Below are 20,828 nucleotides of genomic sequence, written 5' to 3' on the forward strand. Positions count from 1 at the left end.
ACGGATGTCATCCCGGTCGAATGTGTGCTCGTGCACACACGCTCTACCTGGGCAAACGCCTGAGCACAGAGGAAAGGTCCATGCCGAACCAGACCCCCGGGCACAGCCACCCCGCGATGCCGTCACCCGGCATCACGCTGGGCTGCGACTACAACTACGAACAATGGCCCGAAGCCGTCTGGCACGAAGACATGGCCCTCATGCGCGCCGCGGGCATCGACCTAGTCGCCGTCAACATCTTCGGCTGGTCCAGCATCGAACCGCAGCCCGGCCGCTACGACTTCGCCGCCCTCGACCAGATCATGGACCTGCTGCACGCCAACGGCATCCGCGTCAACCTCGGCACCGGCACCGCGTCACCGCCACCCTGGCTGACCCACCGCCACCCCGAGGTCCTGCCCGTCACCGCAGACGGCACCACCCGCTTCCCCGGCGGACGCCAGGCCTGGTGCCCCAGCTCGCCGATCTTCCGCGAGCACGCCCTCGCCCTGGTCGAGCAGGTCGCCCACCGCTACGGCGACCACCCGGCGCTGGCCATGTGGCACGTGTCCAACGAACTCGGCTGCCACAACGCCCTGTGCTACGACGACGCCAGCGCCCAGGCCTTCCGCGAATGGCTCACCCGCCGCTACGGCGACCTCGACACCCTCAACCGGGCCTGGGGCACCGCCTTCTGGAGCCAGCGCTACGCCGACTGGGCCGAGATCGCCCCGCCCCGGCTCGCGCTGTCCGTGCGCAACCCCGCCCAGCTCGTCGACTTCCACCGGTTCAGCTCGGAGGCGCTGCTGGAGCACTACCTGTGCGAGGCCGACATCCTGCGCGGCCACTCCAGCGCGCCGGTCACCACGAACTTCATGGTCACCGCCCACATCCGCAACCTCGACTACTGGAAGTGGGCCCCGGCGATGGACGTCATCGCCAACGACCACTACCTCGACCACCGGCTGCAAGACCCGGTCGCGGAACTGTCCTTCGCCGCCGACCTCACCCGCGGCCTGGCCGGCGGCCGTCCCTGGATGCTCATGGAACAGGCCACCGGGGCGGTCAACTGGCAGCCCTACAACCTGACCAAGGCACCCGGCCAGCTGCAGCGCAACTCCCTGACCCACGTCGCGCGCGGCGCCGACGCCCTGTGCTTCTTCCAGTGGCGCGCCTCGGCACAGGGCGCCGAGAAGTTCCACTCGGCCATCGTCCCGCACGCCGGCACCCAGACTGCCGTATGGCGCGAGGTCCTGGAACTGTCGGCGACCCTCGACCGGCTCGCCGAAGTCGGCGGCAGCACCGTCGAGGCCGACACCGCGATCCTGTTCGACTGGGAATCCTGGTGGGCCACCGACACCGAGGCCCGACCCTCGCAGGGCGTGCGCTACCTCGACCAGGTCCACGCCGCCTACCGCGCGCTACGGGAACTGGGCGTCACCACCGACCTCGTCTCACCCGCGGCCGACCTGAGCCGGTACCGCGCCGTGGTCGTGCCCTGCCTGCACATGGTCCGCGACCGCGACGCCACGGCACTGTCGGACTTCGTGCACGCCGGCGGCCACGCCCTGGTCACCTTCTACAGCGGCATCGTCGACGAGCACGACCGCATCCGGCTCGGCGGCTACCCCGGCGCGTTCCGCGACCTGCTCGGCGTGACCGTCGAGGAGTTCGTGCCGCTGCCACCCGGCGCCGAGACCACCCTGGACAGCGGCGCACGCGCCACCGCCTGGACCGAACTGCTGCACACCACCACCGCCGAAACCGTCGACCGGTACACCGACGGCCCCCTGCCCGGCGTGGCGGCCGTGACCCGCAACCGCCACGGAGCAGGCCAGGCCTGGTACGTCGCGACCGCGCTGGACCCCGCGGACCTGCGCGACGTGCTGCGCCGAGCCATCCGCGACGCGGGCGTCACCGCCTGCGGGCCAGAAAGCGACGGCACCGTCGAGGTCGTGCGTAGGCGCGGCCACGACCACCGCTACACCTTCGTGATCAACCACGGTGACAAGGACATCGAACACCACATCAGCGGCCACGAACTGGTTGCCGACGAACCCGCCGGGCCCGTGCTGCGGGTACCCGCGGGCACGGTGCGCGTGGTCAGACAGGAGCAGCCCCGATGACGCAGCTCGCCACCACCGACCCCACCCGGACCGAACAGCCGCCCCCGACCGGACCTGCGATCCGCCGACCCGGCAGGCACCGCTATGCCCGAGCCGTCGCCGTGTTCGTGGCGCCCTTCGGCATTCTGTTCGCGCTGTTCTACCTCGCCCCGATCGGCTACTCGATCGTGCAGTCGCTGTACGTCGTCAAACGCACCGGAACATACGGCCCCGCCCAGGAAGTCTTCGGCGGACTGGCCCAGTACCGGCTCGTCTTCAGCGACGGACCGTTCTGGACGTCAGTGGCCCGCATGGTGGCCTTCGGCGCCGTCCAAGTCCCGATCATGCTCGGCCTCGCCCTGGCCCTCGCGCTGCTGCTCGACTCGGGCCTGATCACCGGCCGGCGGTTCTTCCGCCTGGCGTTCTTCGTCCCCTACGCCGTGCCCGGCGTCGTCGCCGCGATCATGTGGGGCTTCCTCTACTCGCCCCAGCTGTCGCCGCTCAAACCGATCACCAGCACCGTCGACCTGCTGTCCGCCGACACCGTGCTGTGGTCCATCGCCAACGTCGTCACCTGGGTCTACGTCGGCTACAACATGCTGATCATCTACTCGGCGCTGATGTCGATCCCCACCGAGATGTACGAAGCCGCCCGCCTCGACGGCGCCGGCCGCATGCGCATCGCCTGGTCCATCAAGATCCCCCTGGTGATGCCCGCAATCGTGCTCACCACCGTCTTCTCGATCATCGGCACGCTGCAGCTGCTGTCCGAACCACAGGTCTTCCGCAGCTTCAGCTCCGCCGTGTCGAGCACCTACACCCCGAACATGACCGTGTTCTCCCTGTCCGCCATCCCCAACTTCAACCTGGCAGCGGCCTTCTCCGTGGTGCTGGCCCTGACCACTTTCGTCCTCTCCTTCGCCTTCCTCAAGGCCACCCAGCGCAGGGGCATGCCGTGACGACCCACCCGACCACACCCGCCGAAACCGTCCGCCGCCGCGACCACAGCATCCTGCCCCGCTCCGCGGCCATGCTCATCATGGGCGTCTGCACCGTCTACTTCCTGCTGCCGCTGTGGTGGCTGTTCGTCGGCTCCACCAAGAACCGCGAGCAGTTCACCGGCACCGACCCGCTGTGGTTCGCCGACTTCCACCTGCTCGACAACATCGGCGACCTGCTCGCCTACCGCGACGGGATCTTCCTGCGGTGGACGCTCAACAGCGTCGCCTACACCGGCGGCGCCGCGCTGCTGGGCACCCTGCTCGCCGCCATGTGCGGCTACGCGCTGGCCAAGTACCGCTTCCCCGGCCGCGAACTGATCTTCAACGTGGTGCTCAGCGGCGTGCTCGTGCCCGCCACCGCGCTGGCCCTGCCGCTGTTTCTCATCTTCGGTCAGTTCCAGGCCACCAACACGTTCTGGGCGGTGTTCCTGCCCAGCCTCGTCAACCCGTTCGGGGTCTACCTGGCCCGGGTCTACGCCACCGCGGGCGTGCCCGACGGGCTGCTGGAGGCCGCCCGCATCGACGGGGCCGGCGAGCTGCGCACGTTCTTCACCATCTCCGCCCGGCTCATGTCCCCGGCCCTGGTGACGATCTTCCTGTTCCACTTCGTCGCCGTCTGGAACAACTTCCTGCTGCCGCTGGTCATGCTCAGCGACGAGCGGCTGTTCCCGGTCACCCTCGGCCTCTACTCCTGGAACACGCAGATCACCCAGGTCCCCGAGCTGCGCGGCCTGGTCATCGTCGGCTCCCTGATCTCCATCGCACCGCTCGCTGTCGCGTTCCTGCTGCTCCAGCGGTTCTGGCGCACCGGGATCAGCACCGGAGCGGTCAAGTAACACCCTTCCCCCGCAACACCTCCCTCACCGAAAGGCAACCCTGATGAGCGCGCTCCTGCGCACCATAAGCGTCCTGCTGACCTCAGCAGTCGCCGTCACCGCCTGCTCGTCGCCCGACGCGTCCCCGGGCGGCAGCACCGCCTCGGCGTGCGCCCCGTCGGGCGGCGGGCCGGTCACGCTGACGTTCACGTCCTGGATCCCCAACATCGAGCAGGTCGTGCAGGCCTGGAACGCCAAGAACCCCGACATCCAGGTCAAGGTCCAGACCGGTCCGAACGGCAACGGCGGCACGTACCAGAACTTCTTCAACCAGCTGAAGGCGGGCAACGCTCCCGACCTCGGCCAGATCGAGTACGACGCCCTGCCCGGGTTCCGGGTCCAGGACGGCCTGTTCGACCTGGGCGCCTGCGACATCGTCGCCAAGGCCAAGGACCAGTTCGTGCCGTGGACCTGGAACCAGGTCAGCCTCGGCGACCCGGCCGCCGCCTTCGGGGTCCCCCAGGACACCGGCCCGATGGCGCTGTTCTACCGCGCCGACCTGTTCGACAAGGCCGGTATCGCCGTGCCGGCCACCTGGCAGGAGTACGCGGCGGCAGCGGAGAAGGTCAAGGCTGCGGGCGGCTACATCACCAACTTCTCCCAGAGCGACATCAACCAGTTCGCAGGGCTGGCCTGGCAGGCCGGAGGCAACTGGTTCGGCAACGACGGGCAGAAGTGGACCGTCAACCTGACCGATGACAAGACCACGAAGGTCGCGAAGTACTGGCAGGACCTGATCGACCGCAAGCTCGTGTCCTCGGTGCCGCCGTGGACCACCGAGTGGGACAACGCCTACAACACCGACCAGGCATGGACCTGGGTCTCGGCGGTGTGGGGCGCCAACTCGATCGCGACCGGGGCGCCCAAGACCGCGGGCAAGTGGCGGGTAGCGCCGATGCCGCAGTGGAGCAGCGGCGAGGCCAGCGCGGGCAACTGGGGCGGATCGTCCACGGCCGTGTTCAAGTCTTCCAAGCACCCGTACGAGGCCGCCAAGTTCGCCCTGTGGCTGAACACCAGCGATGAGGCGCTGACCCTGCTCAACCAGAAGGCCAACCTGTACCCGGCGACCAAGGCCGGGGCGAACCTGCCCGCCCTGACCGGCGGCGTGGCGTTCTACGGCGACCAGAAGATCTACGAGGTGTTCGCCGCCGCGTCGGCGCAGGTCCCGGCCGGGTTCACGTGGGGGCCCAGCATGACGGCTACCTACGCCAACGCCTCCGACGGGTTCAAGGCGGCGGTCTCGGGCAAGGGCACCCTCGTCGACGCCCTCACCGGAGCTCAGGCCTACACCGTGCAGACCCTCAAGAACCAGGCGATCCCGGTCGCCTGAGCACGTCGTACGTCATGCTGCGGGCCGGGCTCCGGAAGGAGTCCGGCCCGCGAGCACATGACTGCCGATGCCTGGTGTCCCGCCGCCATGGCCGAGCCGCCGGCCCAGTGGATCCTGCACCACCCGGCCCACCGTGATCGAGCTCGTGCACACCACGACGTCAGGGTCCTCGATCGTCACGTCGAGCTCGTTGCCCTCACCTTGCAGCTTCAGGAGGTGGGCCGTTACAGGCGGCCCTTCAGAACCGTGAAAGGCCCGTTGTCAAGGATGGGGTACTCGGATTCGCCTGCTTCCAGACAGGCCGCGGCCAGACCCGGGGAGGGCGCGCGGCCGGTGCAGACCCTTTCCTTCATGGTCACGAACAGGGTGCTGGTGTGCGTGCCCGGGCGAAGCGGATGAAAGACGGGAGACACGGGTGCGACATAGGGCAGCCCTCGGGTTTCCGGCGGCTGCACGTCGCCGGGCACCGTCCCGGACCGCAGGATTTCGGGACCCACCGTGACGGACCACTCCCGGGTGGTCCCGGCGTCGATCACATAACGGGCGCTCTCGAAGTTGTCGATGAAGGCCGCCTGTTCAGTCGCGGTCGCCGTGAGCCAGGGAGGGACGGCGCGGACCCAGCGCTCCCCGGTCAGCGCCGTGCGGCAGCCGGGGTTGGGCACGTCCGGGGGCTCGGGAATGTCGTCGGTCGCCGGCGCCGGCGGGCCGATGATCCGTTCGCGGACGTCGTAGCGCTGGTTGAGATCCCTCCACTGCTCGCTCCCTCCGAAGAAGATGGGGCTGATGCATTGGTGGGTGCGCGGCGGCCGTGCCTCCGCGGCGCCGGCCATGAGGCCCACGCCTATCCCCAGCGCCGTCAGAATTGCCCCCGCTTTCGCGGCTCGCAAGACAGCAGTCGTCATAGTTAGACCCCCGTAGCTCGTACGTCTGTCCTCGCACGTTGTAGCGCCAGTCGCCTGGCCCAGTGCGAATCGTAGGCGGGGTGGTAGCGATGTCGGTCGTCTGACACGCCGCATTTGTGCTGGTCAGAGCCCTGTGAGCCGATCCGGCCACCTCGGCGCCGACGTGGCCGAGATGCTTCGTCAATCGTGGGGCGCCGATCCGCCCCGGGCAGATGCCGCCAAGATCGCCCTGTCGCACCGGCGCCGTCCGCAGCTGTAGCCGGAATGTACACGGCCTGTAAGTCGTCTTCGTAGATTCGCCTCACCGTGCACAACAGCTCCACCCCGGGAGGCAAACCATGTCAGGGAGAGTCGGACGCGCGCTACGCGCCTTTGGCGTGTCCATCGCCATCGTGGTGTCCGGAGTCGGCATCGCCGCGACACCGGCCCAGGCGGCGTCACGCGACGGCGTCTGCGACAGCGGCGAGTTCTGCTACTACTACAACAGCGACTTCGCCGGGTCGATCTCCGACCACGTCTCGTCGCAGGCCGACTACGGGGCCACCCAGCCGACGTGCTACGAGTTCAAGAGTGCCGGCAGCGGCCAGGGACAGTGCGTCAAGAACAACGCGGCGTCGGTATGGAACCGCACCGGCAGCACGATCCGCGTCTACTACAACAGCGACTTCGGTGGCACGTCACAGGACGTCGCGTCCGGCGCGAAGGTCAACCTGAACGCCTCGCTGAAGAACAACAACGCCTCGCACCAGCCGGTCTCCGCAGGTGGCGGCGGCAGCTACCCCGCCAAGGACGACTATCCCTACCGTGGGCAGACGACCGGGGTCGACCCGTGGAACTTCTACAAGGGCCAGTGCACGAGCTTCGCGGCATGGGCGGTGCGAAGCCGCCTGGGCGTCGACTTCCACAACTACTACGACGGCGTCCACTGGGGCAATGCCAACAACTGGGCCAACGCCGCCCGCAGCGCCGGCATCCCGGTGTACGGCAGCCCGAAGGCCGGTGACGTGGCCGTCCGCCTCGGCGGCACCTGGGGCCACGTCGCATTCGTGACCAGGGTGAACTCCAACGGCACGTTCGAGGTCGACGAGTACAACTACAACGGCGGATCGGCCTACAGTCACCGCACCGTGTCCGTGGGCACCGCCAACAGCCAGTTCTCCCAGTTCGTACGCTTCAAGTGATTCGCGCGGCTCGCCGGTCGCCACTCACCGGCTTCCCGGCACCTGTCACGCACGCTGACCGGCGCGGTCGAATTCGTGCGGCAGCTCGCCAGCCGGCGACATGTGCCACCGCGACAGCCTGACAAGCCCAGCGCCTCAGGACTGATCTACGGGCCGCCAGGATCCGCCGGCGTACACCGGCGGATCCTGGCGGCCTTGACACTGTGCCATTCCGCTGGCCAACGCTCGGGCGGCCCAGTGAGCATGGCACGCACGTGCCACGGATCGGGGCCGTCCTTGTCGTCAGCGCGGCTGACAAGACGCGAAGCGGGTCCCCCACCGTTCGCCCCACCGCCGGCGTACGGCTTGTCGGCGCGCTGGCGGGCGCTGCAGGGTTCCGCGGCTGATCGGGTCGCGTTCGGCCTTGCAAGGTTGGGCCTGACCGAGCACCCCGGCCAGCGACTGTGCCTTGCCGTCCAGCTCGTCCCACCACCGACCGACTGACCACGCCACAGCTCAAGGGCACCGAACGCGTCAGGCCGACCACTGTGATGATCTCGGTTACCCCGCTCCGCGAGCGGGTATGTCGCACCGATCCAGCAGACTGGGCGTCATCGCTCGGTCGGTTCTTGCTCATGGGAGTGTGGCGGTGCCCGGGATGACCGGACAGGACAGTGGCGCCGAGTTCCAGCGAGCCTGCGCTGCGGCGGTGGCCCAGAGCCGGCCGGTCGCCGCCGGTCTTCGGGAGATGGTGGAGCGGCTGTGGGTCGCGCTGCACGAGAGCCAGGGCGCCAACGCATCCGGCGAGCCGGTCACCGACGAAGTCGACCTGCTCACCGGGCGGACCAGCGCGACGCTCCGCAGCATGGTCACCGATCAGCTCGCCGAGATCGACACGTTCAACGTGGTCTTCTTCGGGCGCACCGGCGCCGGCAAGAGCACTCTCATCACCGCGCTGGGCCGGGGCGACGGGACCCTGATCTCGCCTGGGGACAACGACTTCACCACCGAGGTGGGCGCGTTGCTCTGGCAGGGCAGCAGGTTGGTGGACACACCGGGCACCGGCGGCTGGGGTCGCACTGTCGACGCCGCACAGCTGCACGAGCGTGCCCGCGCGGCGGTCCGCACGGCCGATCTCGTGCTGCTGTGCTTCGACGACACGGTCACCCAGATCACCGAGTTCGCGGAGATCTCCCGATGGGTTGCCGAGTACGGCAAGCAGGCCATCGCGGTCCTCAACATCAAGAACGCGCTCTGGCGGCAGCCGCCCCGGGTGCCCGATCCGGCGTTTCGCCGCCAGCTGTCCGACGCCGTGGCGCAGTCGGCACTCTGGTTGCAGGGCCAGCTCAGCGAGATCGGCCTGCCGGAGGTGCCGATCGTCGCGGTCAACAGCAGGCGTGCCGCCTTCGCCCGGCTGCCGGAGACCTACGACGGCTACGACGCGGCGACGTTCCGCAAACATCGGCGCGACTACGGCGTCGAGAACCTGATGGCCTGGTCGCACGTGTCCACCCTGGAACGGCTGATGACCCGGGCGATCACGACCGACGCGGTGGGGCTGCGGCTGGGTTCGCTGAGCCGGCAGCTGGTGTCCGAAGCGTCGGCCGGCGCCCGCACGCTGACCGAGCTGGCCGAAGACCTGAGGTCCCGGGCGGTCGTCGTCGAGCAGGCCGTGGCGGAGGTGCTGTGGCTGTTCGGCGATTCCCGGCAGCTGTACCGGGCAGCCGGGCCCGAGGCCCTGTCACCGCAGGCCGTGACGGTGCTGAACGAGCTCGATGAGCTCCAGCGGCGCAGTGACCAGACGATCTTCTCCAGCCGCCCGGGTGTGGTGGTGGAATTCGTGACGAACCTGCAGATCTCCCAGTTCGGCCGGTTGGAACGCGACGCCCTGCGCCGGGCGGAGGTGCTGGTGGACGACGCCTACGCGCGCAATCGCATGATCGACGCAGCGGAGTTCGCCGGCACGGTGTTCCGGCAGGCGGAGATGGAGCACGCGGTGGAGGCGGTCGCCGCGGCCTTCACCGCCCACCTGCGGCACCGCCTGGACGCCGCCGAGGCGAACCTCCAGGTCAACCTGGCGCCCACCGGCGCGTCCTTCGACGGCAGCGCGGGCAAGGGACTGCGGGTCAGCGGCAACGCCGTCCGGTATGGCTCGGCCATGGCCGCGGCCGGCACCATCGTCTTCCCACCGATGGCTCTGGTCGGCATCGTCGGAGACATCATCGGCCGCAGGTTCCGCAAGAAGGGACTGATCCGCCAGCGTGAATCGAGGGCGGTCGCGCTGGCCCAGGCAAGGACGACCGTGCACGCGAACTTCCAGCAGCTGTCGCAGCAGGTGCGCGGCAGGCTGCTCAGGCTCGCCTTCGACCAGGTCGTGGTCTCGATCAGCGAGCTGGTGAGGGCCGGGCTGGCGCTGCGCGAGCAGCAGCATCGGGCGGTGTGCCAGGCCAGGCTGCTGACCGACTTCTGCGCCGCGGTCGGCCCGAGCGGCCTCGGTCAGCACGCGGTCGCCACCGCGGTCGCCTCGATCGAAGCCGAGTACGCCGCGACCGGGCGTCCCGGGCGGCGGGTCTGGCTCGGCGACGACTGGGTTGACGAGGCCGTGGACGCCCAGGGCACGCCCACCGGTCACGACGGCGTGCGGCCGTTCCCGGCCGAGCACCGGGTCGTCGCCGCCCGGGTCGCGCAGACCCTTCGACGCTCCCGCCCGCCGGCTGCGGGGTCCGCCGAGCGGTGGCTTCGCGCGTGGTCGAGCGACCCCGACGACCCGGCCGCGGAGGCGGTGGTCGCGCAGCTTCGGCTGCTCCATGCCGAACAGGCCCCCCGGGTGGTGGTCATCGGCGATCGCGGCACCGGCAAGACCTCGCTGATCAGGCGGATGACGCAGCTCACCGGGGCCCGGGTGCACATCGAGCCGGGCCCGACCGGGCAGGTGCACACATACCCGTGGGAGGGCGTGACGCTCGTCGACACACCCCCGCTGGGCGCCGACGGGCAGGCCATGGACGCCACACTCGACGCCGCCTTCATCTGGTATGTGCTGAGCCCCAACCTGACCGCCACCCCGTATCTGAGCACCGTCCTGGTCGGCGACCCGCAGCACGGCATCCTCCCCCTCGCGGACCGGGTGGTGTTCGTGCTCGGACACGCCGACGTCATGGGCGCGGACCCGGTCGACTCACCGGAGGAGTTCGTGCTCCGCTGCCGGCGCAAGGAGGCCGAACTGCTCGGCGAGCTGCATCGGCTGCAGGGTCGGCAGGACCGTCCGGTCAGCTCCGTTCAGGTGGTGTGCCTGGCGCCGGACCCGGTGACCGGATCCGGCACCCCGGCCGATTGGGACGGCACCGCCGACTTCGCCGACGGTTGGCGCTCGGCCCGGGCGTGGCTGATCCCCTCCGGTGTCGACGTGGGTGTGCTGCGAGGCGCCGTCGCACGGATGACCAGGCTCCGCACACAGGCCGCGGCGGCGCAGGCCGGCCTGGAGGAGGAGATGGCGGGCCTGGCGATGCTGCAGGCCGACCTGAAACTGCGGTTGGAGAATGCCATCGCGCTGCGTGCCGTGGCCGTCGACCGGCTCGACTGGATCATCACCGGGGCGATCCGCGCTCACCTGGACCAGTGGGACATGGCGCTGGACAAGGAGGTGCAGGCTGCCATCGCGCGGCAGATCCTCACCATCGGGGATCAGCCGGACCTGCAGGCCCACATCAACGAGTGGGCCGCGACCGCCCAGCGGCAGGTCGAGCATTGGGCGCAGGACATGCAGACCTACGATCCCGGCAGCACCGTGCCACACCAGCGGGACCCACGCCTGCGCCTGCAGGCCAGGTTCCTTCAGCGCGCCACCGACACGGCCCTGGTGGCCAAGGCGGGCAGCGCGGTCTCGGCGCTGGCCAGACTCAAGTCGGTCGGGCGGTTCGCAGCGCAGGGCAGCAAGGTCGCTTCGCGGTTCGTGCGGATCGCACCGTTCGTGCCGCTGCTTGCCACCACCGCGGAAGACCTGTTCAGCGCGCGTTCCCGCAAGCGCCGCGAGGGTGAACGCGAGCAGGGTGAGGCCAGGCTGTTCGAAGACGCCCGGCGGTGGGTAGCCCAACTTGTCGAGGCCCACGCGGGCCTGTCGTGGCTGTGGGCACAGGGTGGCCTGCTGGACCAGGCGATCAACGAGGTCTCGGCGGAGCTGCGGCAGGACACCGAACAGATCGAGCAGATCAAGGCAAGGTTGGGCCGCTACGACAGAGCGCGGCAGTCGGCGATCGGGCTACTTGAGGGAGATCACGCATGAGTACGCACTGGGTGCACCGCCTGCGCGAGGCGATCGAAGCCGCCGCCGGGCCGCAGACCGCCGTCGCCGCCGACACCGCTTGGCGTCAGGTCGCCGATGCCGACACGCTGCGGGTCGTCGTCGTGGGTCCGTGGAGCGCCGGCAAGTCGAGCCTGATCAAGCGGTTGCTGGTGGAGGACGGCACGGCGGTCCCCGACTGGTTGACCATCAGCGCCTCCCGGGAGACCTACCAGATCCGCGAGGCACGCGCCACACGTGTCACCTACGTGGACACGCCCGGCCTCGGCAGTGACGAGCGCAAGCACGACCTCGTGGCGCTGTCCTCCGTAGCCGCGGCGGACCTGCTGGTGGTGGCGGTGACCCCGCAGCTGCTCGGCACCGACGTGGACCGGCTGGCGGCACTGGTGGACGGGACGGCGGTCTCCCCCCACGGCGGCCGGTTCTTCCCACCGGGCGCGCTCGTCGTGGTCATCAGCAAGGCCGACCTGGCAGGCGTCGACCCGGTCGACGACCTCGACGGCTTCCGAGCCATCGTCGAGCGCAAACGTGCCTCGGTGGCGACGGCGCTGGCACGCCACGTCCACGGCGAACTCCCGCCGATCATCGCGGTCGTGGCCGATCCGGGCGGGCAGCACTCGCGCAACCCCCGGCCGAACCCGGCTGCCTACGCCGAGGGCCGCGACTGGGACGGCGTGGCACAGCTGCGTGACCTGCTCGACAGCGCCGCCGGCCAAGTGCTGCGGTTGCGCGCCCTGGCGCAGGTGCGGCACTGGGCGAGGACCGGCGCGTCCGCGCTGGAGCAGGTGAGCGCGGCGTTGTCGGAGGCCGACGCGCAACTGCGCCAGGTTCACGCGGACCGGTCGCGGGTGCTGGTGCTGGAGGAGGAGCTCGCCGCGATCGACGCCTCAGCCGCCAGCCGGCTGCGCGATGACATCCGCGACGAGATGCACAACGTGATCATGCAGGGCAAGGTGGAATCGACGGAGCAGCTGGCCGAGCAGATCAGCGAACGGCTCAACGCCTCCGTCGCGACCTGGCACGCGGAGTCCACCGGCAAGCTGGTGGCACTGGCCAGACGCGCCCAGATCGAGCTGAACCCGCCGGCCCTCGGCCCCGGTGACACGGCCGGGCAGGTCGAGCAGTTCGTCAAGCACGCCGTGACCGCGGACTCCGGCTCCCCCGATGCCATGCTCGGCGACTTCGTGGCGAAGGGTCTGCTGCTCGCCGACAAGATGCAGGAGCTGCGTCTTGGCGTCAAGGCGGCCGACGTGCCGGCACACCTGAGCCAGTATCAGGCGCTGATCGACCGCCTCCACCCGGACGCCTACGCCAGAACGCTGACCCTGCTCAACGTCGAAGGCGTGCTGACCGACCCCGCCTACGCACAGGAGCTGGCGAACCTGCAGCGGCATGAGGGCGTCAGCGACCTGATCAGCTACCTGCGCAAGCCCGGCGGCATCACCAGCCCTGGCCACGCGGAGAAACTGAAGAACACCACCAACACGCTGCGGATCGCCGCCGACGTCGCGCCGGTGCTGCTGGAGTTGCTGCGGACGCAGCAGCAGGAGAAGGCATCGCAGCTCCAGCGGGACAGGCGGGCACACCTGCAGGTGCAGGCCGACGGCGCCGCGAACCGGCAGGCTGAGCAGATCCTCGCCGGTGGTCCAGACGGTGCGGGCTGGCGGGGTCAGGTCGCCGAGCTGCGGGCCGCGCTGCGCTCCAGCGCTCCGGACGACGACGCCGTGTCGCTGGCCGCCCAGCGGGGCCGGGACCTGACCGCCACGCGTGACCGCCTGGATGCGGTGCTCCGCGATCTGGCCACCTCCACGATCGAGGGATGACGTCACCGCTCGGCCGAACGCCGGCCTGCAGGCGAGCCCGTCGACGTCGGTGGTCTGGGCCCGGAATGGACAGCCGGGCCTCGGTCCACATTGCTCGGCGTTCGGATCGGCACCCGGTTCCCACGTCTCTGATCTTCTGGGTATGTCTGGGTGTCTCAGCCTTCCGACCGGCGCGTGGCCGCGTCGTGGCAGGCACGAAGTCGCCAGGCACGGCGAAGACGGGGCGGCGCGGACGTGGTGCAGGCCGGTCCCGCCGGCCGGCATGCGCGGCGCGCCCAGATCCGGCCGCCCGCAGCCGCCACGCACCGCAGGCATCGACCGTTGTACGTACGTGGCACTCCGGCGGCCCCTCGCCGCCACCACCGACCGGCCCGAACGCCGTGGCGCGCCGACCTGCCGCTGCCGACGCCGCCGAGAAGGAGGCGCACTCCTCGATGTCGAACATCCTGACGACGCTGACGCTCGCGACGCTGGCCGCGGGAACCGCGCTGATCATCTGCCGGCTGACCGGCTCACGCCTGCGGCGGCGGCTGCTCGCCCGGCTGTGGCACGCGGTGCACGTCGACGCGCTCACCGGCCTGCCCAACCGCGCGGGCGCTTTGGACGAGCTGGGCCGCCGGTATGCCGACCACCGGCCGCTGAGCCTCGGCTTCGCCGACCTCGACCAGTTCAAGGCCCTCAACGACACCCACGGCCACGAGGTCGGCGACCGGGCGCTGCAGCACATCGCGCTCGTGCTGCGCACGCACCTGCCGGACATGTTCGCCGCCCGCATCCACGGCGACGAGTTCGTGTTCGCCTGGCATGCGCTGCTGACCGACGCCCTGGCCCACGCCTGGCACGTACGGCACCTGGTCAGCGCGCACCCGCTGCGGCTGCCCGGTGGCGACCTGATCGAGCTGCGCATGTCCGTCGGCGTCGCCGAGCGCAGCCTGACCGGCGACCTGCGGCTGCTGATGCACCACGCCGACCTGGCCATGCACGACGCGAAGACCAGCGACAGCGGCTGCGCCCCCTACAACCCGCACCATCACGCCACCGCGGTGGCGCCCCGGCCGGCACTACGCGTACGCGAACGCCGCCACACCGCACCCCCGGCGCCCGCCGGCCCGCCCGTGACGCCTGCCGACGACACCGAAACGGACTCTCGACGGGCCGGGCGGGCCGGTTCGGCGGCCGGAGCCACGGACCAGCGTGGATAGGAATCGCGTCCAGCCCTCGGCACGGTGCATGGCACACCGCCGGGTGAGGCGCGGTCAGGCGGCCAGGAACCGGTGTGGTTGGAAGACGCAGATGTTGGCCTCGCCCTGGGCGTTGCCGTCGGTGATCTCGACGAACACCCCGTAGGTCTCCCCCGGGGTCAGCTCGACGGGCAGGTCGACGGACGCCTTGTTCAGCCCGGCCAGGGGCTCGATGCCGCGGGCACGCCGGATGTAGATGTTGTCCCACCACAGCAGCTTCTGCGTGTCGAACTCGCGCAGCGACGCGGCCTTGGCCAGCCGGTACACGTAGTAGGCGTCCGGGCCGCCGAACTCGGCCAGAGTCGACCAGCTGGTCAGGGTGTACGCGAGCCGGTCGCGGTTGGCGAGGTAGCTGTCGACGATCGCGCGCGACGGCGCGCAACGCTGCTCGCGCGTGCGGGTCAGCACCTCACCGTCCTTGGTCGTCACCTCGATCGTGTACGTGCCCTCGGCCAGGAACCCGGCCGGGACGTTGAGCATGTACCAGTGGTAGTCCAGCGACGGGTCGTAGATCCACCCGTCGCGGTTGGCGTTGGTGAACATCTGGTTCGTGAACGCGGCCTCGTAGCCGCCGGGGCCGCGAGCCACGATGCCGGCGATCTGGTCGGGCACCGGTGTGTCGGACGGGAAGAAGGAGACGAGGAACTTGTGCTGCTCCTTGGGCAGCCCCACGCTGTCCTCGAAGTCCCAGTACACGTCGCAGGCCATGATGTCGTAGATCCGCACCGTCATCAGCCGAGTATTCGACCTGGTGGACGCACCGCGCATCGGCGAAACCACCGGCCGCCGCCCCGCCGCCGCGTGGTCGCCGCCACGCCCACCGCGCTCTCCCGGCGCGGCATGCGGGTGCTCACCAGGGCAGCACGCCGTCGGCGGCGTCGCCGTGCGACATGCTCAGATCGCCCCACAGCACCCCGGTCGGCCCGTCCGGCGGCAGCGTCGCCAGGTGCACACTGACCAGCGCGCCCTGCTCCGGCGTACGCGGACCGCTGTTGCCGTTGAGGTCAGTGGCGCAGTAGCCGGGATTGGCCGCGACGCCGACCGCGTGGCCACCCAGAACTACCTCAGGTCCAAGTACGCCCTGCCGTAACCGTCCTCGCCGGTCCCGCCCCCGACCGGGCGGGACCGGCGAGACGGCCTGGAACCATGAACAGCCCGGCGCGTTCAGGGCCCGGCCTCGTCGGAGTCAGGGGCCGATCCCGTACGAGCGGGTGATGAGATCAGCCATCGCCCGCTGGAAGTCGTCGCGCTGACGTCGACTCCACCCCGCAGTCAGCTCGCCGAAGACCTTTTCCTGCCACGCGTGCGCGTGTGCCAGTGCCTCGTGACCGGCGGCGGTGATGGAGACCTCGCGCCGACGCCCGTCCGACGCGCCCTTCGCCATCGTCAGACAACCCGCGTCGGCAGCACTTCTGATCAGCCGCGACGCTCCGCTCTGGTCGATGCCGAGCTCGTGCGCGACCGCGTTCACGGTTGCCGGCTCGTCGCGTTCGACCAGCGAGTTCACCGCCTCGGTCACCAGCACGATCCGCCCCTGCTCCGCGGTCGCGTCCTCGGCGGCGCGGCGCGACCAGTGCCGGACGAACCCGAACAGCAGCTGCCCCGGCCCCTGGACGCTCATTCGGACGCGGCCATCTCGCGGCAGAGGTAGGCCAGTTCGAGCGCGGATTTCAGATCGGGCAGGCGCAGCGCGGCCGTCACTTTGGCTCCCGCGACGCGGAACACCGTCGCCACCCGAGCGGGCGTCTGGTTGCCGGGCCAGGTGGCGTCCTGCTCGACCACCATGAGTCGCTCGCTGACCGGGTGCCAGGATCGCGGCACCAGCCGGATCTGCGAGCGCTCCACCCAGTCGGCGAACTGTTCAGGGGTGATCGGTCCCGCTCCTTTCGGGCCGAGGACGATCATCGGATCGCCGACCGCTTGCGCGGATCGCGCCAGGTCGCCGCCATTCACACTCGCGTGCCACTCGTTGATCGCGTCTTCCAGGTTCGACTCCATGCCCGTAAACTATATGCGATCCGCATATAGTTTACGGGAGCGGCCTTGAGGTCCTCGCACCACCCATCACGAGGGCTGGGGCCTACCCGGGCCGGTCACCGAAGTGGCGGCGCAGTGTTCGGACGCGCACCTCACCGTCCCGGGTCCGGCCAACGACCAGGCCGGCGGGCCGGACCACCGCTACCGTAAGGATCATGGCGCGATCCGCCCGGCTGACCGAACCGATCGTGGAACAGGTCGATGCGGGCACCGCCGCGCTGGTACCCGACGTGGGTCGCCGAGGCGGGTGGACCCTGTTCGTCGACGACACCGCCCAGTCCTACGTCCACCTCACCGACCCGACCCATCTGGAGTTCGGGTACGTACGCCGGATCGCGACGGTCATCGACGCGGCCGCACCGGCCGGGGCGCCGCTACGTGTCCTGCACCTGGGTGGCGGCGCGCTGACGCTGCCGCGTTACGTCGAGGCCACCCGCCCCGGCTCGACCCAGCGGGTGATCGAGTACGACCGCAAGCTCTACACGCTGGTCCGGCGGGTCCTCCCGCTGCCGCCGGGCGACCTGCGGGTGCGCATCGCCGACGCCTGCCACGCCGTGGCCGCGGTCAGGCCCGACACCTTCGACCTGGTCATCACCGATCTGTACCAGGGCGACCAGATGCCGCACGGCGCGACGACCGCCGGCTTCGCCGGGGACGTGGCGCGAGCATTGCGGCCCGGCGGTCTCTACGCGGCGAACCTGCTCGACACGCCCGCCTACACCTTCACCGACACGCAGACGGCAACGGCGCGAGCCGAGTTCGCCGACGTCTGCCTGATCGCCGACGACGGCTTCGAGCGGCGTGCCGGACAGCACAACGTCGTGCTGGCCGCCGTCACCGCCCCCGGGCCGCTGCCCATGGCAGGTCTGGCGGGCCGCCTGAACGGGCCACCCCGGGGCCGCATCCTGCACGGAGCCGACCTCGCGCACCCCATCAGCGCAGCCCGCCCGCGAACAGGCGCTCCCCGCACGACACGCCACTGACCGCGGCCGGGCGGACGTCCGCGGCCTCGACCGGGCGCGGTGCGGCGTCAGCCGGCTCATTCGAACGGACGCATCAGCGCGAACAGGACCACCGGCAGGCCCACCACCACGAACGTCAGCGGCAGCGGCCATCCGGACAGCTCCGACAGGCCGAACGCGCCGAGCACGCTCACCCCGAGCAGCGCCACGACGGGCAGGAGGTAGTCCAGCAGCGCGTCAGCGAAGTACCTGATCGCGGCGCCCAGGCAGATGAACGCGAGCCCGATGAGAAAGAGTTCCACCGCGCCCTCCGCGCCGCCGGACCGCCAGATCGAGATCAAGATAACGGCCGCTCGCGCCATGAGCCATGGTGTATCGCCTCACCGACATCTGCCTGAGCCTCGGCGAAGCCCCGAAGCCGGCCGCCCGCTGGCGCACCGGCCGCCGCGGCAGCTCAGCGGGCGCTCGGCCCGAGCGGAGCCGCGCCCGGGGCCGGGGCAGGCGACGGCTCCTTCAGCTCGACGAAGACCGCGTGCGTCTCGGTGGCGCCGATGTTCTCCCCGCTGTGCTCCTGGGCGCCGATCCACCGGGCGTGCGCCGCCGGCAGCTCGATGTCGGCGTGCCGGTCGCCGCTGGAGACCCGGCGCTGGAAGCCGCTGAGAGTGACCATCACGCTGTCCGGGTGTCGGTGCGGATGCGTCCGGTCGCCCGGTCGGTCGCGGTACTGCAACACCCGCACCCGCTCGTTCTCGAACAGGACACGGTAGAGGTCCGGGTCGGTGACGACGGGGTCCTGGGGATCCTGACCGGTCATGGCGCACCTGATTCCGTCCGGCCGGCGTCGCGCGACGCCGGGATATGGCACTGAAGTACCATCATGGTAATGGCGATACCATATGAAGCGAGCGGTCGGACGCGGCAGAAGTCGCGGACCCGACAGGCACTGGTCGATGCGGCCCGGGAACTCCTTGCCCAGGGTGCAACCCCGCAGGTCGAGCACGCCGCGGAACGCGCCGGGATCTCGCGCACGACCGCCTACCGCTACTTCCCCAACCAGCGCGCACTGCTCATGGCGGCCCACCCGCAGATCTCGCCGGAGACCCTGCTCGACGCCGACGCGCCCGAGGAGCCGCACGCCCGGCTAGATGCGTTCATGGCCGCCTTCACCGGCTACAACCTCGAATGGGAACCGCAGCTGCGCACCGCGCTGCGACTCGCCCTGGACGAGCCGGGCGACCGGCCGGTGCTGCGCCAGGGCCGTGCCGTCGGCTGGCTGGAGCACGCCCTCGAACCGGTGCGCCGGACCCGGCCCGACGTCGACGTGCGCGCGCTCGCGGTGGCGATCCGCTCGGCCACCGGAATCGAAGCCCTGATCTGGCTGGTCGACGTCGCCGGGCAGACCCGGCAGGACGCGGCCGAGACCGTGCGACGTACCGCCCAGGCCCTGCTCGCTGCCGCCCTGGCCGACACCGCGCGGCGCTGACGGCCCTGCGCGGCAGCCGGGCCGGCACGGTGCTGCGGTGTCGCTGCCGGGTCAGCCAGAAGCGATACCGGTGGCGGCGGTGCCGGGCGGCCGCGTACGGCCGCCCGGCACGACGGTCACGGCCGCTGGTAGCCGAAGGTGTACGACGCGCCGCCGCGGTCGCCGATCACCCGGTAGCGGTACTTGCCCGCGGCGCCGTTGTGCACGAGGTACTCGTCACCGAACGCGGTGTCGGACGTCGCCACGGTGCGCCACTGGCGCAGGCTGAACAACTGCAGCTCCAGCCGCAGCGCACTGCCGGCGGTCAGGCACGCCCGGTGCAGGCCTGCCGACGCCTGGAATCCGGCGCCCGCGCTGTCGGGTTCGAACTCCGAGGCGTTCATGCGGGGAATGAACCCGGTCTGCACCGCCGGGTAGGTGTTGCAGGCCTGCCGCGGGCTGGTGGTCAGAGTGAGCCCGTACGTCGTGAGGATCTCGGCGAGCGGCTGGAAGTAGGTGTCGGACTCGCTGGTGGTGCAGTCGCCGGCCTTTCCCGACAGCACGCCCTGGGCGTGGTCCACGGCGAGGAAGGGCCCGCCGGAGTCACCGAAGTCGGCGCAGGCCGTGGTGCGGGTGAGGCCGCCGACGACCTCGCCGGAGGTGTAGTTCACGGTGACGTTGAGGGCGTCGACGGCCCCGCAGTGCCAGCCCGTGGTGGCGCCGGAGCGGCACACCAGCGCGTTGACCGGGGCAGGCTGGGCGCCGACCACGGTGACGTCGGTGCCGTTCCACCGGGTGACCGTCGGCGTCGGTGTCCAGTCCGCGGTGGTCGCCACCCAGCCGAAGTCGCCCTCGGCGCCGAACGTCGAGGCCTGCACGGCGCCCATCACGACGCCGTTGTCGTGGATGGTCCACGTGCCGGCGGAACCGCAGTGGCCCGCGGTGACGTATCCGCCGGCCACCGAGAACCCGATGGAGCAGCCGCCGCCGGCGATGTAACGTTCGCCGCCGCGGATGTCGATGGCCGGGCTCGGGCGCTGCGCCGCGTGCCGTACCTCGACCAGCGCCGGGTCGGTGCCGCTCGCGGCGATGAAGGCGGCCGCGGCCGCGGGCTCGGTGGCGGTCACCACCACGCGGTTGCGCACCACATCGACGTACCAGCTGGTGACCGCCCCGGACACGCGGACGCGGGCCTGGTCGAGCCGCGACTTGGCCGTGCCGAGGGTCGCGGCGCTGTGCGGCACCACCACCGGGGTCGCACCTGCTGCGTTCACGGTCCCGGCGAGCCGGTCGTCGCTGACGGCCACGGTGAGCGTCTCACCGGTCAGCCAGCTTCCCGCGTACGCTGCGCCGAGCCGCGCGCGCAGCAGCTGGTCGATTTCCCTGGCACGTGAGTCGGCGGCGAGCCGCGCACGGGCCTGCGCAGGGGTGAGGCCGAAGTCGCGCTGCACCGCCTCGATCATCGTGGCGGCGGCCGGGGGCGCCGGGTCGCGCGGCGGGGCGGCTGCCGCGGGCGCCGCGGGCACGAGCGGGAGCAGAGCGGCCAGGGTCAGGGCGAGGCGTCGCCTCGGTCGGGGCATCGGATCTCCTGGGAGTGGGCACGCGCCCGGACCGGAGCGCGGGACTGCCCGGATCCTAACAACCTACATCG

The 20,828-nt window shown here is 70.7% G+C and carries 18 protein-coding genes; 10 read left to right on the forward strand and 8 right to left on the reverse strand.

Features of this window, described 5'->3' with window-relative positions; translation table 11 throughout:
- The first annotated feature begins 80 nt into the window (after nt 1–80).
- Genes F6W97_RS13560 through F6W97_RS13575 form a run of 4 tightly spaced genes read left to right on the forward strand, consistent with a single transcriptional unit; the run spans nt 81 to nt 5,290 of the window.
- Entirely contained in the window at nt 81–2,105 is a 2,025-nt protein-coding gene (locus F6W97_RS13560) for a beta-galactosidase (RefSeq protein ID WP_230686656.1), read from the forward strand.
- On the forward strand, nt 2,102–3,043 hold the full coding sequence (locus tag F6W97_RS13565; RefSeq protein ID WP_155370666.1) for a carbohydrate ABC transporter permease: 942 nt from the start codon (nt 2,102–2,104) through the stop codon (nt 3,041–3,043). Before F6W97_RS13560 ends, F6W97_RS13565 begins: the two co-directional genes overlap by 4 nt.
- Complete coding sequence (locus F6W97_RS13570; RefSeq protein ID WP_330164971.1) at nt 3,040–3,921, forward strand: carbohydrate ABC transporter permease; 882 nt, start codon at nt 3,040–3,042, stop codon at nt 3,919–3,921. The genes F6W97_RS13565 and F6W97_RS13570 overlap by 4 nt, the downstream gene beginning before the upstream one ends.
- 43 nt (nt 3,922–3,964) lie before the next feature.
- Nucleotides 3,965–5,290, forward strand: coding sequence for an ABC transporter substrate-binding protein (locus F6W97_RS13575; RefSeq protein ID WP_155370667.1), 1,326 nt, complete (start codon nt 3,965–3,967; stop codon nt 5,288–5,290).
- A 12-nt stretch (nt 5,291–5,302) separates the two neighbouring features.
- Here F6W97_RS13575 and F6W97_RS13580 read toward each other — a convergent pair whose 3' ends face one another.
- On the reverse strand, nt 5,303–5,470 hold the full coding sequence (locus tag F6W97_RS13580) for a hypothetical protein (protein WP_155370668.1): 168 nt from the start codon (nt 5,468–5,470) through the stop codon (nt 5,303–5,305).
- 44 nt (nt 5,471–5,514) lie between these two features.
- Complete coding sequence (locus F6W97_RS13585; protein WP_155370669.1) at nt 5,515–6,192, reverse strand: hypothetical protein; 678 nt, start codon at nt 6,190–6,192, stop codon at nt 5,515–5,517.
- Nucleotides 6,193–6,569: 377 nt separating this feature from the next.
- On the opposite strand from F6W97_RS13585, the gene F6W97_RS40085 reads away from it, so the two are divergent.
- The 4 genes from F6W97_RS40085 (at nt 6,570) to F6W97_RS40090 (ending at nt 14,677) form a co-directional block, all read left to right on the forward strand.
- Nucleotides 6,570–7,373, forward strand: coding sequence for a CHAP domain-containing protein (locus F6W97_RS40085; RefSeq protein ID WP_230686657.1), 804 nt, complete (start codon nt 6,570–6,572; stop codon nt 7,371–7,373).
- Nucleotides 7,374–8,010: 637 nt separating this feature from the next.
- Nucleotides 8,011–11,634, forward strand: coding sequence for a GTPase (locus tag F6W97_RS13595; protein ID WP_196279125.1), 3,624 nt, complete (start codon nt 8,011–8,013; stop codon nt 11,632–11,634).
- Nucleotides 11,631–13,475, forward strand: coding sequence for a GTPase (locus F6W97_RS13600; protein ID WP_155370671.1), 1,845 nt, complete (start codon nt 11,631–11,633; stop codon nt 13,473–13,475). The genes F6W97_RS13595 and F6W97_RS13600 overlap by 4 nt, the downstream gene beginning before the upstream one ends.
- Nucleotides 13,476–13,909: 434 nt before the next feature.
- Nucleotides 13,910–14,677, forward strand: coding sequence for a GGDEF domain-containing protein (locus F6W97_RS40090; RefSeq protein ID WP_196279126.1), 768 nt, complete (start codon nt 13,910–13,912; stop codon nt 14,675–14,677).
- A gap of 54 nt (nt 14,678–14,731) precedes the next feature.
- On the opposite strand, the gene F6W97_RS13610 is transcribed toward F6W97_RS40090, so the two are convergent.
- The 3 genes from F6W97_RS13610 to F6W97_RS13625 all read right to left on the reverse strand — a co-directional run bounded on the left by F6W97_RS13610 (nt 14,732) and on the right by F6W97_RS13625 (nt 16,714).
- Nucleotides 14,732–15,448, reverse strand: a complete 717-nt coding sequence (locus F6W97_RS13610; RefSeq protein WP_155370673.1) for a hypothetical protein — start codon at nt 15,446–15,448, stop codon at nt 14,732–14,734.
- Nucleotides 15,449–15,902: 454 nt separating this feature from the next.
- Nucleotides 15,903–16,337, reverse strand: coding sequence for a MarR family winged helix-turn-helix transcriptional regulator (locus tag F6W97_RS13620; RefSeq protein WP_155370674.1), 435 nt, complete (start codon nt 16,335–16,337; stop codon nt 15,903–15,905).
- A complete protein-coding gene (locus tag F6W97_RS13625) occupies nt 16,334–16,714 on the reverse strand; it encodes a hypothetical protein (RefSeq protein WP_155370675.1) in 381 nt (126 codons plus the stop codon). Before F6W97_RS13625 ends, F6W97_RS13620 begins: the two co-directional genes overlap by 4 nt.
- A 194-nt stretch (nt 16,715–16,908) precedes the next feature.
- On the opposite strand from F6W97_RS13625, the gene F6W97_RS13630 reads away from it, so the two are divergent.
- Nucleotides 16,909–17,736 carry a spermidine synthase gene (locus tag F6W97_RS13630; RefSeq protein ID WP_155370676.1) on the forward strand — a complete coding sequence of 276 codons (828 nt, stop codon included), beginning with the start codon at nt 16,909–16,911 and terminating at the stop codon, nt 17,734–17,736.
- Nucleotides 17,737–17,792: 56 nt separating this feature from the next.
- On the opposite strand, the gene F6W97_RS13635 is transcribed toward F6W97_RS13630, so the two are convergent.
- Nucleotides 17,793–18,017 (reverse strand): hypothetical protein, encoded by a 225-nt coding sequence (locus F6W97_RS13635; RefSeq protein WP_155370677.1) that lies wholly within the window; start codon nt 18,015–18,017, stop codon nt 17,793–17,795.
- A gap of 152 nt (nt 18,018–18,169) precedes the next feature.
- Complete coding sequence (locus F6W97_RS13640; protein WP_155370678.1) at nt 18,170–18,529, reverse strand: cupin domain-containing protein; 360 nt, start codon at nt 18,527–18,529, stop codon at nt 18,170–18,172.
- Between the two features lie 69 nt (nt 18,530–18,598).
- On the opposite strand from F6W97_RS13640, the gene F6W97_RS13645 reads away from it, so the two are divergent.
- A complete protein-coding gene (locus F6W97_RS13645; protein WP_155370679.1) occupies nt 18,599–19,198 on the forward strand; it encodes a TetR/AcrR family transcriptional regulator in 600 nt (199 codons plus the stop codon).
- Nucleotides 19,199–19,314: 116 nt separating this feature from the next.
- Here the strand turns inward: F6W97_RS13645 and F6W97_RS13650 are convergent, their stop codons facing one another.
- Nucleotides 19,315–20,757, reverse strand: a complete 1,443-nt coding sequence (locus tag F6W97_RS13650; protein ID WP_155370680.1) for a S1 family peptidase — start codon at nt 20,755–20,757, stop codon at nt 19,315–19,317.
- Nucleotides 20,758–20,828 lie beyond the last annotated feature (71 nt).

The organism is Catellatospora vulcania (assembly GCF_009720385.1).
Taxonomy (GTDB): domain Bacteria; phylum Actinomycetota; class Actinomycetes; order Mycobacteriales; family Micromonosporaceae; genus Catellatospora; species Catellatospora vulcania.